This window comes from Microbacterium sp. SLBN-154 (genome assembly GCF_006715565.1).
GTDB lineage: Bacteria > Actinomycetota > Actinomycetes > Actinomycetales > Microbacteriaceae > Microbacterium.
Genome location: NZ_VFNL01000001.1, coordinates 2,935,508 through 2,950,256 on the forward strand (window position 1 = coordinate 2,935,508; position 14,749 = coordinate 2,950,256).

General features: G+C 72.5%; 16 protein-coding genes. 6 read left to right on the plus strand and 10 right to left on the minus strand.

Features of this window, described 5'->3' with window-relative positions; all coding sequences use genetic code 11:
- Window positions 1–16: 16 nt before the first annotated feature.
- Genes FBY40_RS14205 through FBY40_RS14230 form a run of 6 tightly spaced genes read right to left on the minus strand, consistent with a single transcriptional unit; the run spans window position 17 to window position 5,373 of the window.
- A complete protein-coding gene (locus FBY40_RS14205; RefSeq protein WP_141939433.1) occupies window positions 17–1,582 on the minus strand; it encodes an SDR family oxidoreductase in 1,566 nt (521 codons plus the stop codon).
- A gap of 46 nt (window positions 1,583–1,628) precedes the next feature.
- Complete coding sequence (locus tag FBY40_RS14210) at window positions 1,629–2,228, minus strand: GNAT family N-acetyltransferase (RefSeq protein ID WP_141939434.1); 600 nt, start codon at window positions 2,226–2,228, stop codon at window positions 1,629–1,631.
- The gene (locus FBY40_RS14215) at window positions 2,197–3,345 is read right to left on the minus strand and encodes an ABC transporter ATP-binding protein (RefSeq protein WP_141939435.1); all 1,149 of its coding nucleotides are present in this window, start codon (window positions 3,343–3,345) and stop codon (window positions 2,197–2,199) included. Before FBY40_RS14215 ends, FBY40_RS14210 begins: the two co-directional genes overlap by 32 nt.
- The gene (locus FBY40_RS14220; RefSeq protein WP_141939436.1) at window positions 3,342–4,166 is read right to left on the minus strand and encodes an ABC transporter permease; all 825 of its coding nucleotides are present in this window, start codon (window positions 4,164–4,166) and stop codon (window positions 3,342–3,344) included. The genes FBY40_RS14215 and FBY40_RS14220 overlap by 4 nt, the downstream gene beginning before the upstream one ends.
- Entirely contained in the window at window positions 4,163–4,987 is an 825-nt protein-coding gene (modA, locus tag FBY40_RS14225) for a molybdate ABC transporter substrate-binding protein (RefSeq protein ID WP_235014927.1), read from the minus strand. The genes FBY40_RS14220 and modA overlap by 4 nt, the downstream gene beginning before the upstream one ends.
- Window positions 4,984–5,373, minus strand: coding sequence for a TOBE domain-containing protein (locus tag FBY40_RS14230; RefSeq protein ID WP_141939437.1), 390 nt, complete (start codon window positions 5,371–5,373; stop codon window positions 4,984–4,986). The genes modA and FBY40_RS14230 overlap by 4 nt, the downstream gene beginning before the upstream one ends.
- A 68-nt stretch (window positions 5,374–5,441) precedes the next feature.
- Here FBY40_RS14230 and FBY40_RS14235 point away from each other — a divergent pair, with 68 nt between their 5' ends.
- From FBY40_RS14235 to FBY40_RS14260, 6 genes are read left to right on the plus strand one after another with little or no spacing between them, the layout of a single operon-like run.
- A complete protein-coding gene (locus FBY40_RS14235) occupies window positions 5,442–6,566 on the plus strand; it encodes a HesA/MoeB/ThiF family protein (protein WP_141939438.1) in 1,125 nt (374 codons plus the stop codon).
- Window positions 6,563–7,828 (plus strand): molybdopterin molybdotransferase MoeA, encoded by a 1,266-nt coding sequence (locus FBY40_RS14240; protein WP_141939439.1) that lies wholly within the window; start codon window positions 6,563–6,565, stop codon window positions 7,826–7,828. Before FBY40_RS14235 ends, FBY40_RS14240 begins: the two co-directional genes overlap by 4 nt.
- 4 nt (window positions 7,829–7,832) lie before the next feature.
- Window positions 7,833–8,306: a cyclic pyranopterin monophosphate synthase MoaC gene (moaC, locus tag FBY40_RS14245; RefSeq protein WP_141939440.1), complete on the plus strand. Its 474-nt coding sequence runs from the start codon at window positions 7,833–7,835 to the stop codon at window positions 8,304–8,306.
- A complete protein-coding gene (mobA, locus tag FBY40_RS14250) occupies window positions 8,303–8,947 on the plus strand; it encodes a molybdenum cofactor guanylyltransferase (protein WP_141939441.1) in 645 nt (214 codons plus the stop codon). Before moaC ends, mobA begins: the two co-directional genes overlap by 4 nt.
- The gene (locus tag FBY40_RS14255; protein WP_235014929.1) at window positions 8,940–9,251 is read left to right on the plus strand and encodes a DUF6457 domain-containing protein; all 312 of its coding nucleotides are present in this window, start codon (window positions 8,940–8,942) and stop codon (window positions 9,249–9,251) included. Before mobA ends, FBY40_RS14255 begins: the two co-directional genes overlap by 8 nt.
- Window positions 9,252–9,485, plus strand: a complete 234-nt coding sequence (locus FBY40_RS14260; RefSeq protein WP_141939442.1) for a MoaD/ThiS family protein — start codon at window positions 9,252–9,254, stop codon at window positions 9,483–9,485. It abuts the gene before it with no gap.
- A 3-nt stretch (window positions 9,486–9,488) separates the two neighbouring features.
- On the opposite strand, the gene FBY40_RS14265 is transcribed toward FBY40_RS14260, so the two are convergent.
- From FBY40_RS14265 to FBY40_RS14280, 4 genes are read right to left on the minus strand one after another with little or no spacing between them, the layout of a single operon-like run.
- On the minus strand, window positions 9,489–9,917 hold the full coding sequence (locus FBY40_RS14265; RefSeq protein ID WP_141939443.1) for a molybdenum cofactor biosynthesis protein MoaE: 429 nt from the start codon (window positions 9,915–9,917) through the stop codon (window positions 9,489–9,491).
- Window positions 9,914–10,396, minus strand: a complete 483-nt coding sequence (locus FBY40_RS14270) for a MogA/MoaB family molybdenum cofactor biosynthesis protein (RefSeq protein ID WP_141939444.1) — start codon at window positions 10,394–10,396, stop codon at window positions 9,914–9,916. The genes FBY40_RS14265 and FBY40_RS14270 overlap by 4 nt, the downstream gene beginning before the upstream one ends.
- Window positions 10,397–10,405: 9 nt before the next feature.
- Window positions 10,406–12,868 (minus strand): FdhF/YdeP family oxidoreductase, encoded by a 2,463-nt coding sequence (locus FBY40_RS14275; RefSeq protein ID WP_141939445.1) that lies wholly within the window; start codon window positions 12,866–12,868, stop codon window positions 10,406–10,408.
- Window positions 12,869–12,915: 47 nt separating this feature from the next.
- A complete protein-coding gene (locus tag FBY40_RS14280; protein ID WP_141939446.1) occupies window positions 12,916–14,748 on the minus strand; it encodes a helicase HerA-like domain-containing protein in 1,833 nt (610 codons plus the stop codon).
- Window position 14,749 lies beyond the last annotated feature (1 nt).

Genomic DNA, 14,749 nt, shown 5'->3' on the forward strand with positions numbered 1-14,749 from the left:
CTGCCGCCTCCGCCCCTCAGGCGGGCGAGGTCACGGTCGGCCGGGCGCTGCTTCCGACGACGGTCTCGGCAGCCGCGGCGATCCGATTGGCCATGCCCGCGAAGATGAAGCCGTGGAACGGCAGCACGGCGAACCAGTAGAGACGCCCCGAGAGGCCGTGGGGGAAGAACACGGCGCGCTGCTCGTAGCGTGAACCGCCCGCCTCGGGGCGCGCCCGCAGCTCGAGCCACGCTAGCCCCGGCACCTTCATCTCGGCACGGAGGCGGAGGAAGCTTCCGGGCTCGATCGCCTCGACACGCCAGAAGTCCAGGGCGTCGCCGACGACAAGACGGGCGCGGCTGCGTCGCCCGCGTGCCAGACCGATGCCCCCGACGACGCGGTCCATCCACCCGCGGATCGCCCAGAGCACCGGGGAGGAGTACCAGCCGTTCTCGCCGCCGATCCCCTCGATGACCTGCCAGAGCGCCTCGGGAGGGGCGGTGGTGTGAGCCGACCGCTCGTCGACGAAGACCGCCTTCCCCGCCCAGTTCGGGTCGCTCGGGAGCGGATCACTCGGAACGCCGAGCACCTCGGCGTCTTGCCAACTCGTCTCGATCGCGTCCTCCGCCACCCGTCCGAGAGCCCGCGCCACCGCCTCCCGATAGGGCATCAGCCCGCCTTCGGGCCGCGGGATGAGAGCGTCGACATCGTTGTCCTTCATGACGCACTCGTTCTGCAGCGACTCCACCAGCGGACGCGCGATTGAGCGCGGGATGGGGGTCACGAGGTTCACCCAGTGCGAGGCGAGGCGGGGTGTCAGCACCGGCAGCGCGGCGATCGCGCGCTGCGGGAGCCCCGCCTCGAGCGCATAGCCGTTCATCATCTGGCCGTAGCGCAGCACATCGGGGCCGCCGATGTCGACGGCGCGGTTGACATCGGGGGCGACGCGCGCGGCGCCGAGGAGGTAGTGCAGCACGTCACGCACCGCGATGGGCTGGATGCGGTTGCGCACCCACCGCGGCGCGGGCATGTACGGGAGCACATCGGTGAGGTGCCGGACCATCTCGAAGGACGCCGACCCCGACCCGATCACGACACCCGCCTGAAGAACGAGCGTGGGCACACCGCTGTCGAGGAACACCTGGCCCACCTCGACGCGCGATCGCAGGTGCGCCGACAGCGGCACCCCCTCGGGATGCAGGCCCCCGAGGTACACCAGGCGCGTGACCCCCGCCCGGGCGGCGGCCCGGGCGACGGTTTCGGCGGCCTCCCGGTCGGCCGTCTCGAACCCCCGTCCCGCCGACATCGAGTGCACGAGGTAGTACAGGACGTCCACGTCGGCCGCAGCGCGTGCCATGACGGTCGCATCCGCGGCATCCCCCGACACGATCTCGACTCGCTCGCCCCAGGCGAAGGCGGCCACACGGCGCGGATCGCGCGCGAGCACCCGCACCCGATACCCGGCGTTGAGCAGCCGCGGCACCAGTCGTCCGCCGATGTAGCCGGTCGCTCCCAGCACGAGAGCGCGGGGGGTGGTGCCGTCATCGCGCGGGACGGCGACGAGCGCCGCTTCGCGACCGGTCGGAGCGGAGAGGTCGTCCATGCCAGCGAGGCTACCGCCGCCGCAGGGGGCGAAGGGCGGCGCGCGATCAGTCCAGACGCATCCCGAACGCCCGATCACCGGGCGCCGACGGCAGCGCCACGAAGCCCAGGCGGGGATAGAACGCCAGCGCCCCGGCGTTGCCGGCGGAGGCGACGAGGTGCACACCCGGCACGCCCCGGTCCCGGAGCGCCTCGACGAAGCCGGCGATGAGCAGGCGCCCCCACCCCTGTCCCTGCACCTCGGGGAGGAGGTCGATGTGCAGGTGGGCGGGGTACTCGCCGGCATAGGGAGGTGCGCTCGTCCCCCGGGCGGCGGCGTAGTTCAGCAGGTCGGCGTGGCGCCCCTGGGTCTCTTGCCCCCCGGGACGGTGCGGGGCGACCTGCGGCCACCAGTCGCGCGCGAACCATTCCTCGAACGCGACGGTGTCGGGCGTTCCGACGACGTAGCCGGCGACCCGACCGTCATCGGTCTCGACGACCGAGGCCAGGTCGGGATGCCGCGCGACGTAGGGGAGGACGAAGAGCGCGGCCCAGAGATCGTCATCGGGCAGCACGCCGGTCGCGTCGGCGCCGTCGTCGGCGGTGCGCAGGCAGATCTCGGCGAGCGCCGGTTCGTCACCGGGGCGGAAGGGGCGAAGGCGCGGCACGCGGGGAGTCTACGCCGCCGGTGTCCGGGACGGTGGCCGTGTCAGGCGTCAGCCGGACCGCCGCGTCGTCGAGGGTGACGATGACGTCGGCGCCGACGGGGAAGCGCGCGGCGTCGGCCAGGTCGGCGTCGACGAAGAGGGGAGGCTCGTCGGTGTGCAGACGCACCCCCGAGGGGGTGGCCTCGTGCCGGACGATCCGCGCCGGCCATCCGCCCACGCCCTTTTCAGCGGCGCCGGCACCGTGGTCCGGTGACGCGATCGCCGCCGCCGAGGGGCGGAACACCGCCCATACGCGCCGTCCCGTCGTGAGCAGGGCCCGCGAGGCGGAATCCGCGGGAACGATCCGCCGACCCGCGCGCTCCCAGGCTCCGTCCCGCGCGACCCCCTCGACCCGGTTCAGACCCGCGATGCGCGCGACGAACGCCGTGGCCGGGGTGGTGAGGACCTCGCGGGTCGGCCCGCGCTGGCTGACGCGACCGGCTTCGACGACGATCAGGGTGTCGGTGAGCACCGCCGCATCCAGGGCGTCGTGGGTGACGACGACGGCGGTGACGCCCGTCGCGACGAGCTGATCGCGCAGCACCGCGCGCAGGTCGTCGGCTGTGACGGGGTCGAGCGAGGTGAAGGGTTCATCCAGCAGCAGCACGGCCGGATCGGTCACGAGCGCGCGTGCGAGGGCCACCCGTTGCTGCTGACCGCCCGAGAGTTCTCCGGGCCGCCGATCACCGAGACCCGCCAGCCCCACCCGTTCGAGCCAGGATGCCGCGTCGGAGCGCGCCGTGGACCGTGAGACGCCACGCGCCCGTGGCCCGAACGCGATGTTCTCGGCAGCGGAGAGATGCGGGAACAGGCGCGCGTCCTGACCGAGCAGCACCACCTCGCGCGCGGCGGCCGGCACGAGGCGTCCGGGCGCCGACAGCACACGGCCGTCACGCACGACGCGTCCCGAGTCCAGGCGCACCGTGCCCGCGATCAGTCCGAGGAGCGTGGATTTGCCCGCGCCGCTCGGGCCCATGATGCCCACGACCTCCCCCGGCTCGGCGACGAACGACACCGACAGCCGGATGTCGCCGCGCTGCTGATCGTCGACCTCGACCTCGAGTCGCCCCGCCGTCACCGGAGGCTCCCCGGTCGCCAGGCTCGGACGAGGAGCAGCACCACCAGGGCGGTGACGAGGAGGAGGAGCGAAAGAGCCACTCCGGTCCCCTGCGCCACGCCCGCACCGTTGAAGGCGCTGTAGATGGCGAGCGGCATGGTCTGGGTGACCCCCGGGGCGTTCCCCGCGAACAACGCCGTCGCACCGAATTCCCCCACCGCCCGAGCGAAGCAGAGGATGACACCGGCGATGAGACCCGGTGCGGCCAGCGGAAGGGTGATGCGGGCGAGGATCGTCCAGCGACCGGCGCCGAGCGCGCCCGCCGCCTCCTCGAATCGGCTCCCGATCGCCCGCAGCGACCCCTCGAGGGCGAGGACGAGGAACGGCAGCGCGACGAAGGCCTGGGCCAGGACGACGGCGGTGGTGGTGAAGGGCAGTCGGATGCCGACGGCATCCAGAGCAGGACCGAGCCAGCCATTGCGGCCGAACAGGAACAGCAGCGCGACTCCGCCCACCATCGGCGGGAGGACCAGCGGCACGGTGACGACCGCGCGCAGAACAGCAGCGGTCCGTGTCGAGGAACGCGCGATCACCAGCGCAAGGGGGATGCCGAGGATGATGCACAGCGCCGTGGCCGCGAGTCCGGTCTGCAGCGACAGCAGCAGCGCCGACACCGCCGGAGGCGACGTCACGTCCGCCCAGAGCGTCGACCACTCCGCCCGCGACACCAGCGCGGCCAACGGCACGATCAGGAGGGCGAGGCCGAGAACAGCAGGGACGGCGAGGATCGGAGGAACCGCGGGGGCCGGCGCCGATCGGAGCGAACGCGAGTCGGAGGTCATGGTCCGGCCGACGCGAACCCGGCGTCTGCGAGCACACGCTGACCCTCGGGACCGGTGACGAGGGCGACGAAGGCGCGGGCGACGTCGTCGGAGACGGCCCCCGTGGTCACCGCGATCGGATACAGGTTGACCACGTCTGCGGCTGTGTCCGGCACGATCACCTCGACGTCATCGCGGCCGACGACGTCGGTGGCGTACACCAGGCCCGCATCGGCCTCGCCGGCGGCGACCTTGGTCATGACCGCCGTGACGTTCTGCTCCAGGCTCGCGGGGGTGACGCTCACCTCCGCGTTCTGGAGCAGCGTCCTCGAGGCGGCGCCGCAGGGGACATCCGGCTCGCACAGCACCACCGTCGCATCGGCGAGGTCGGCGAGGTCGGCGATGCCCGCGGGGTTGCCCGTCGGGGTCACGAGCACGAGGGTGTTCGCGGCGAAGACCACCGGATCCGCGACGACTCCGGCGTCGACCACCTGCTGCATGATGCGCTCGTCGGCGCTGGCGAACACGTCAGCGGGCGCCCCCTCGATGATCTGGGTGGCGAGCGCCGATGATCCGTCGGTGACGAGCGGTTGCACCGCGACATCCGGATGCTCCTCGGCGAAGACCGTCAGGAGATCATCGAACGCGCCGTGGAGGGACGCCGCGGCGTAGACCGTGAGGCTGCCCGTGAGTCCTCCCTCGGCGGCACCCGGCGACGGCGCGGTCGAGGCCGCTCCGGCGCAGCCGCTGAGGATGACGGCGGCTGCCGCGAGAGCACCGATCGCGACGCGACGGATGTGACGTCGAGGCGTCGCACGATCGGTCGAGGGAGCACCTGTCACCGGGGGACCTCGACGGTCACGGTCGTGGCCTTGACCGACGCCACCGCGAGCGACCCGACCTCCAGCCCCAGGTCGTCGACCGCTTCGGACGACATGAGCGACACCACCCGGTGCGGCCCGCACTGGATGTCGACCTGGGCCATGACACCCTCTCGCTGCACGCGGGTCACGAGCCCGACGAAACGGTTGCGGGCGCTGGAGACAACCCCGGTGGGGTCGCCCGCCTGCTTCGCCAGGGCGAGCGCGTGTGTGGCCAGGACGGTTCCCGAGATCTCCGCGGGCGCAGCCCCCGTGGTCTCGAGCGTTCCCTGATCGATCCAGCGTCGGACCGTGTCATCGCTCACCCCGAGAAGGGCCGCGGCGTCTGAGATCCGAAAATCCGGCATGATCCGCATCATATCTCCGCAAACGCGGAGACGGAGCACTTGGTCGAAGCCGGGGCTAGCCTGATGCCATGCCGTTGCCACCCCTTGTCGACCCGGCACCGCTGCTCGACAGCGCCGAGCAGGAGCGGACGCTCCGACACGCCGCCTTGGCCGGGCTCAGCGAGATCGGCCAGCGGCGTCTCGCTGCCGCGCATGTCGCCGTCATCGGGGCCGGAGGGCTCGGCTCGCCGGTCATCTTCGCGCTCGCCGCCGCAGGCGTGGGAACCCTGACCGTCATCGACGACGACGTGGTGGATCTGTCGAACCTCCAGCGTCAGGTCCTGCACCGCGTGGCCGATCTCGGCAGGCCCAAGACCGAGAGCGCCGAACGTGTCGCCCGCGACCTGTCCCCCACCACGCGCGTCCACGCTCACCGCGAGCGCCTGACCGCTCGCAACGCGGTCGATCTGCTCCGCGGCGCCGATCTCGTCGTCGACGGCAGCGACAGCTTCCTCACCCGGGAGGCGGTGGCGGAAGCGACCGAGACGCTCGGAGTGCCGCTGGTGTGGGGAGCCCTGCAGGGGGCCGCCGCTCAGGTGACCGTGTTCTGGTCGACCCCGCCGGTCGGCGCCGCACGGGTCGTCCTCGACGACCTCTACCCCGCCGGGTCGGCTCACGACGCCCCCTCGTGCGCCGAGGCGGGGGTCCTCGGCCCCCTGTGCCTCCAGGTCGGCGGACTCCTCGCGACCGAGGCGGTGAAGCTCATCGCCGGCGTCGGGGAGCCGCTTCTCGGTCGCATCCTCGTGGTCGACGCCTGGGCGGGGACGGTGCGCGAAGTGCCGCTGGCGCCCGCGCGGCGATCCGCCCCCGCGCCGATCATCGCCGCGGGCGACATCCCCGAGATCGAACCGGAACGACTGGCCGAGAAGCTCGACACGGGGGCGGTGCTGCTCGACGTCCGCGAATCGTGGGAGACCGCCCGCGGCGTCATCCCGGGTTCGGTTCTCCGCCCCCTCGCCGACGTGCTCGCCGCACCCACCGCATTCGCAGGCCCCGTCGGCGACGGCCCCGTCGTGGTCGTCTGTCAGGCGGGAGGCCGCGCCCGGCGGGCCGCCGAGGCGCTTCGCGCCACCGGCGTCGAGGCCTCGGTGCTCCGAGGCGGCTACGCGGCGTGGATCGCCGCGGCAGGCGCACCCGCGGGGGCGCACACGTGAGCGCCGCCCACGTCCTGCGGTCGGTCGAGGAGCACCGCGAGGTCATCCTCGCCGCCGTCCGCCCCGGCGAGGTCGTCGCATCGCCCGTCGAGACTGCGCTCGGTCTGACCCTCGCCGAACCGGTGCGCGCACGGGTGCCGATTCCGGTCTTCGACAATTCGGCGATGGACGGCTTCGCCGTGCGCTACGACGATGTCGCCGGTGCGACGCCGGCGACACCGATCGCGCTCCGCGTCGTCGCCGACCTGCCTGCCGGGAGCCCTCTCGATCCCTTCCTCCGCCCCGGCGAGGCCGCTCGGATCATGACCGGGTCGGCGATGCCCACCGCGGCCGACACCGTCGTGCCGTTCGAGGACACCGTCGACGGTCTGGCCGACTCCCTCGGCGAGATCCAGGTACGCCACGCCCCACGGGCCCGCGGCGCCCACCGACGGGCCCGTGGCGGTGATCTCTCGCCCGGTGACGAGGTGGTCGCCGCGGGGATCGCGCTCGGGGCCTTCCAGCTCGGCGCGGCCGCTGCGGCGGGCGTCGCCGTCGTCCGGGTTCGCCGCCGACCACGTGTGGCGGTGATCTCGACGGGATCCGAACTCGTCGCCCCCGGCGCCGACCTCGCGCGGGGCCAGATCCCGGAGTCCAACAGCATCCTCCTGGCGGGGCTCGCGCGCGACGCGGAATGCGAGGTCGTCCTGCGCACGACCGTCGCCGACGACGACGACGGCCTGCGACCCGCACTCGCCGCGGCCCGGGAGGCGGGCGCGGACGCCGTGGTGTTCTCGGGGGGCGTGAGTGCCGGCGCCTACGAGGTGGTCAAGTCCACCCTCGGTCCCACCGGGGAGATGACCTTCACCGCCGTGGCCATGCAACCCGGCAAGCCGCAGGGTTTCGGCGCGCTCGACGACGGCACCCTGCTGTTCGGGCTCCCGGGTAACCCGGTGAGTGCCGCGGTGTCGTTCGAGGTGTTCGTGCGCCCCGCCCTGCTCCTCATGGCCGGGCGCGCGCAGCTCGAGCGCCCCGTTCTGCGGCTCGCCGCCGGCACGGGGTGGCGCACGCCTCCCGGTCGCCGCCAGTACCTCCCCGCCGCCATCGACCGCAGCGACGCCGCCGCGTGGCGGGTCGTCCCCGCGACCGCGGGTGGCTCGGGCTCGCACCTGGCCGGCGGCCTCGCTCAGGCCGAGGTCTTCGCCGTCGTCCCGGCGGAGGTGGAGCAGATCGAGCCGGGCGACCGGGTTGACGTCATGCTCCGAGGGTCGATGTCATGCTGAGGGGATGAGCTTCACACACCTCGACGCCGCCGGCCGGGCCCGCATGGTGGACGTCACCGAGAAGACCCCGACCGTCCGCGCCGCCACCGCGCGCGGCTTCGTCCGCTGTAAGCCCGCGGTGGTCGCCGCCCTGCGCGATGGGGCGGTTCCCAAGGGCGATGTCCTGGCGGTGGCGCGGATCGCCGGCATCCAGGCGGCCAAGCTCACCCCCACCCTGCTGCCCCTCGCCCACGTCATCGGCGTCCACGGCGCGACGGTCGACCTCGTCGTCGAGGACGAGGGCGTGTCGGTCGAGGCGACCGTCCGCACCGCCGATCGCACCGGCGTGGAGATGGAGGCTCTCACCGCGGTGAGCGTCGCCGCCCTCGCGGTCGTCGACATGGTCAAGGGCATGGACAAGTCCACCTCCATCGAGGCCGTGCGGATCGTGGCGAAGGAGGGTGGGCGCTCAGGAACGTGGGTGCGCCCGGAAGGATGATCGATCTCTCCGCGATCCTGCTCGCCGGCGGGCGGGCGCGGCGACTGGGTGGGGTGGCCAAGCCGCTCCAGACCGTGGGAGGCAGATCCCTGCTCGACATCGCCGTCACCGCGGCGACCCGCGCCGGCGCCGACCCGATCGTCGCCGTCGGTCCCGAGATGCCCGCCGCGGGCACCGTGCGGTGGACCCGCGAGGATCCCCCGTTCGGCGGACCGGTGGCGGGGATCGTCGCGGGTTTCGACGCCGCGACGACGGCGGCGGACACTCCGGCCTCGTGGACGCTCGTGCTCGCGTGCGACCTCCCCCACGCCGAATCCGCCGTCCCCCTTCTCACCGCCGCGGCCGCGCTGGTGCCGAGCGACGTGGAGGCCGTCTGCCTCGGTGACGCCACCAGCCGACCGCAGTTCCTCGTGGGCGTGTTCCGCACCGCTGCCCTCGGGCGCCGGATCGAGCGGATGCCGCAGCGCGGCCGTGACGCGGCCGTCCGCGACCTCGTGACCGACCTCGCCGTGACGGTCGTCAGGGATCCAGGAGCCGCGGCTCTCTCCTCCGACGCCGCCGCGGCTCTCTCCTTTGACGTCGACACGTGGGAGGATCTTGAAGCGGCGCGCCGCGCCGGGGAGGACGGGAACCGTGAGTGAGACACCCACACCGACACCGCGCACGCTGGCTCCGGAGGCCCTGGACCGCTGGGCCGAGCTGATGCGCGAGCACTTCGACCTCGCCGCCGACCAGGTGCCCGTCTCTGGCGTCCTCGACCTCGCGCGGGAGGTCGCGAACGGTGTCGCCCGACCCGGCGCCCCCCTGGGAGCCTTCGTCGCCGGTCTCGTCGCCGGTCGGGCCGGAGCCGGCCCCGACGACATCAGGGCCGCGCTCGACGCCGTCGTCGACCTCGTCGCCCGGTACGACGACGCCGCACCTTCCGAGCAGACGGCGGGAACCTGAGTGGCGCGCGTGAGGTACTTCGCTGCGGCCGAGGAGATGGCCGGCACGAGCGAGGAGACGAGGGCCGAGCCGACCCTCGGCGCGCTGCGCGCGGCGCTGGCGGCCGAGCGTCCGGGAATGGCGGGACTGCTCCCCCGCTGTGCGGTTCTCGTCGGCGGCAGCCGGGTCGATGACGACGAGCCGCTCAGCGCCGAGACCGTGGTCGATGTCCTCCCGCCCTTCGCAGGCGGGTGAGGCTCAGCCGCCGAGGCCGAGCCAGGTCGCGGTCCCGTCGACCTCGATCTGGCGCTTCCACACCGGCAGATCCGTCTTGATCCGCTCGATGAGCTGACGGCAGGCGTCGAAGGCGGCACCTCGATGCGCGGCGGCCACCGCGATCATCACCGCAGCGTCTCCGACCTCGAGGCTTCCCACGCGATGGCTGACCGCGACGAGCGCACCGGTGTCACCGGCCGCCTCCTGTGCGAGCGAGGTGAGGACCGTCTCGGCATCGGGATGAGCGGTGTACTCCAGCGCCCGCACTGCTGCCGCAGCATCCGGATCGTGGTCTCGCACCCGCCCGATGAAGGTCGTCACCGCGCCGGCTGCGGCGTCTTCGACGGCGTCGAGATGCGCGGCGAGATCGAGGGGCTCGGCGCTGATCCGCGCCATCCGCACCGTCGTCATCGGTGGTCCTCCCCCGCGAGCTGGTCGAGCACGTGCCGGGCGACCGAGAGGATGACCGGCATGCCCGACGTCACGGCCCGCGGGGAGCCGGGAAGGTTGACCACCATCACACCGTGCGGGTCCACCACTCCGGCAAGTCCCCGCGTGAGCATGCCCGCGGGCTTCTCCGCCGCGCCCCGCCGGCGCAGTTCCTCCGCGATCCCCGGGATCTCGCGGGTGAGCACCCTCGCGGTTCCCTCGGGCGTCGCGTCGCGCGGTCCGACGCCCGTGCCGCCGGTGGTGATGACGAGTTTCACGCCCGCGAGCACCTGAGCCGTCACCGCACGCTCGACGCTGTCGGCACCGTCGGCGACCACGACCGCCTCGTCGCAGTCGAACCCGGCCTCGCGGAGCGCGGCGACAGCCAGCGGTCCGCTCTCATCGGCACGCGTGCCGGCGGCGGAGCGGTCGGAGACGGTGATGACGGCGGCGGTGTGCACGCCCTCAGCCTAGGCGCGCGCGGCGGCGGCGACCTGTTCGAGGCGGACCACGATCGACTTCGACGTGGGTGTGCCGCTGACGTCGGCGACGGAGTCCAGGGGAACCAGGACGTTCGTCTCGGGGTAGTAGGCCGCGGCATTGCCGCGCGGGGTGGGGTAGGCGACGACCCGGAACCGTTCCGCGCGGCGCTCCTCGACAGCGCCGTTCGACATCGTCCACTCCGACACGAGGTCGACCAGGTCGCCGTCGCGCAGCCCCTGGGCGCCGAGATCGTGCTCGTTGACGAGGACCACCCGGCGACCGCCGTGGATGCCGCGGTAGCGATCATCCTTGCCGTAGATCGTGGTGTTGTACTGATCGTGCGACCGCAGGGTCTGCAGCAGCAGCCTGCCGGCCGGGATCTCGGGGTATTCGAGGCGATTGGCGGTGAACATCGCACGCCCGGTTTCGGTGGCGAAGGTGCGCGCGTCGCGGGGACCGTTCGGGAGGATGAAGGTGCGCCCCTTGGCGATCCGCTCTTCGAAGTCCTCGAAGCCGGGGACCACCCGGGCGATGTGCGCGCGGATGAGCGCGTAGTCGTTCTCCAGGGCCGACCAGTCCGCGTGCGGGACGTTCCGCGGACGATCCACCCCTGCGGGGTCGGCGCCGCCGGGCTCCACGGTGTCGCGCTCGACCTGCCGGCGATCGACCTCTGCGGGTGCCGGCTGGGTCTCGAGCGGTGGCGCCGTGGGCGGCGCATCGACCTGGTCGCCGTCGACGTCGTCGAACAGCAGCCTGCAGAGCCGCGCGACGATCGCCACCTCGCTGAGGAGGTCGTCGGACGGTGGCGCGAGCCGGCCGCGGGAGGCGTGGACCGCGCTCATCGAGTCCTCCACCGTGACCCGCTGCTGTCCGCCGCCCCGGCGGTCGCGGTCGGTGCGGCCGAGCGTGGGCAGGATGATCGCCCGACGGCCGGTCACCAGGTGCGAGCGGTTGAGCTTGGTCGAGACCTGCACGGTCAGATCCGTGGTCGCCAGGGCTGCCTCGGTCACGGCGGTATCGGGCGTGGCGCTGGCGAAGTTGCCACCCATCGCGAAGAACACCCGGACCCGGCCGTCGCGCATGGCGCGGATCGCGTCGACGGTGTCATAGCCCCACTCGCGCGGGGCGGCGAAGTCGAACTCGCGGTCGAGCGCGTCGAGGAACGCCGTGGAGGGCTTCTCGTAGATGCCCATGGTGCGATCGCCCTGGACGTTGGAGTGGCCGCGGACGGGGCAGACCCCCGCACCGGGGCGCCCGATGTTGCCCTGGAGGAGCAGGACGTTGACGATGTCGCGCAGCGTCGGCACGGAGTGCTTGTGCTGGGTCAGCCCCATCGCCCAGCAGACGATCGTGGCCCTCGATCCCCGGACGGTCTCGGCGACGTGGCGGAGGCGGTCCTCGGCGATCCCCGTCGCGACGACCAGCTCCTCCCACGGCACCGCGGCGATCGCGGCTCGATACTCTTCGAAGCCCGAGGTGTAGGAGTCGATGAACGGGCGATCGATCACGCCTCCCTCCCGGTCCTCCGCTTCGAGCAGATGCTTCCCGATGGCCTGGAACAGCGCCTGGTCGCCACCGAGACGGATCTGCACGAACTGGTCGGCGATCCGTGTGCCGCCGAGGATCATGCCCTTCGGGGTCTGCGGGTTCTCGAATCGGATGAGCCCGGCCTCGGGGAGCGGGTTGACCGCGATGATCGTCGCTCCGCGCGCCTTGGCCTTCTCGAGCGCGCTGAGCATGCGGGGGTGGTTCGTCCCCGGGTTCTGCCCGGCGACGATCAGGAGATCCGCCTCGTGGATGTCGGTGATGGAGACCGTGCCCTTGCCGATCCCGAGCGTCTGGGTCAGCGCCGACCCGGATGACTCGTGGCACATGTTCGAGCAATCGGGGAGGTTGTTCGTCCCGAGTCCGCGGACGAGCAGCTGGTAGAGGAAGGCGGCTTCGTTCGACGTGCGCCCGGAGGTGTAGAACACCGCCTGGTCAGGGTCGTCGAGTCCGCGGAGTTCATCCGCGATGACACGGAGGGCGTCGTCCCACGAGACCTCCCGATAGTGGGTGGCCCCCTCGTCGAGGATCATCGGGCGGGTGAGACGGCCCTGCTGCCCCAGCCAGTAGTCGTCGCGATCCCGCAACTCGGCGACGCTGTGCCGCGCGAAGAAATCCGGACCCACCTTCCGCAGCGTCGCCTCTTCCGCGACGGCCTTGGCCCCGTTCTCGCAGAACTCCGCGATGTGGCGCTTGTCCTCCTCCGGCCACGCGCAGCCCGGACAGTCGAAGCCGTCCTTCTGGTTCACCCGGAGCAGGGTCTGGGCGCTGCGCACCACCCCCATCTGCTCGTAGGACATCTGCAGGGCGTGGAGAACGGCGGGGACGCCGACGGCGACCTTCTTGCGGTCACCGACCGTCAGATCGTTCTCATCGATGTCGGAGGTGGGGGGCTTCGTCGCCATGTCCACAGGCTACCCTCGCCTCGGCGACGGCGAGCGGGGGTTCCCACTCAGCGGCGCGCGGTGCCGAAGACGCCCCGGATCACCTCGCGGAGGATGCTCTGGGTCGCCTTCGAGCCCAGCACCCGATCGATCGGTGACGGGTCGGCGCGCCGGGTCGTGCGGGTGGAGCGACGGCCGGCGCTCTGCTTCAGCAGACGCTCGTACTCCTTCTGCGCCTTCTTCTCGGCATCCCTCTGGGCCTTGTCGTGGGCTGCGCGCTGCTTCGCCAGCTCGGCCTCGATCCTGGCCTGCTCCGCGGCCGCATCGGCGGCGGCCGCGGCCTCCGCGGCGGCGTTCATCCGGGCGGTGAGGATCTCCCGCGCCGACTCGCGGTCGACGGACTCGGCATAGGCGGCGAGGAGGGGAGATCCGGCGACGGCAGCCTCGATCTTCTCCGGGGGCGAGGGGCTCATGAGACCCAGGGGCGCCCGGAGCCTCGTCCAGGCCACCGGTGTGGGAGCGCCCTTCTCGCTCATCACGGTCACGATCGCCTCCCCGGTGCCCAGTTCCTGCAGGACGCGCTCGAGGTCGTACCCCGAGGTCGGGTACGTGCGGACGGTCGCCCGCAGGGCCGCGGCGTCCTCGGGGGTGAAGGCACGCAGCGCATGCTGCACCCGCGAGCCGAGCTGGGCGAGCACGTCGGACGGGACGTCCTTCGGTGTCTGCGTGACGAAGAACACCCCGACGCCCTTGGAGCGGATGAGGCGCACGGTCTGCACGATGGCCGCCACGAAATCCTTCGAGGCGTCGCGGAAGAGGAGGTGCGCCTCGTCGAAGAAGAACACCAGCTTCGGCCTGTCGAGGTCGCCCACCTCGGGGAGGATCTCGAACAGCTCCGCCAGGAGGTACATGAGGAAGGTCGAGAAGAGCTCGGGCTTGTCGGCGACGCCCGGGATCTCGAGCAGATTGATGATGCCGCGGCCGTCGGGAGCCGTGCGGAGGATGTCGCGGACGTCGAATTCGGGCTCGCCGAAGAAGACGTCGGCGCCGCCATCGGCGAAGGTGACGAGTTCTCTGAGGATCACCCCGGCCGTCGCCGCGGAGAGTCCGCCCAGCTGCTTCAGCTCCGCCTTGCCCTCCGCGCTGGTGAGATAGGTCAGCACCGCCCGGAGGTCGGAGAGGTCCACGAGCGCCAGTCCGTTGGCATCGGCGTAGTGGAACACCAGTCCGAGGCTGGACTCCTGGGTCTGATTCAGTCCCAGCACCTTGCTCAGCAGCAGCGGACCGAATGCCGACACGGTCGCGCGGATCGGCACGCCGGTTCCGATGCCCCCGAGACAGAAGTACTCGGTCGCGGATGCCGCGGGCTGCCAGTCCTGCCCGATGGCACGCGTGCGCGCGAGCAGCTTCTCGCTCGGCTCACCGGGCGTGGCGACCCCCGAAAGGTCTCCCTTGATGTCGGCGGCGAAGACGGGGACCCCGCCGGCGGCGATCTGCTCGGCCAGCAGCTGCAGGGTGCGGGTCTTGCCGGTGCCGGTCGCGCCCGCGACGAGCCCGTGACGGTTCAGCATCCCGAACGGGATGCGCACCTGTGCGGTCGTCACGGCCTCGCCGTTCACGAGTGCGCCGAGGTGCAGGCCGGCTTCGTCGAAGGTGTAGCCGCGGGCGATGGCGGCGACGCCGTCCTCGGTGAGCGGACCGTCCCCCACCCGCTCCGATACGGGGCTGGGGGCATCGGGCGGCGCCTGAGAAGCGCGAGCGGCCGCTTCTTCGGCGGCGGCGAGCGCGGCACGTGCCCGTGCGGCCCTCAGCTCCGCCTCGGCGGCCTCTGCGTCGGCGCGGAGCCGCGCGAGCTCGGCGGCCACCACCGCGTCGGGATCGGACGACTCCGCCTGGGTCATG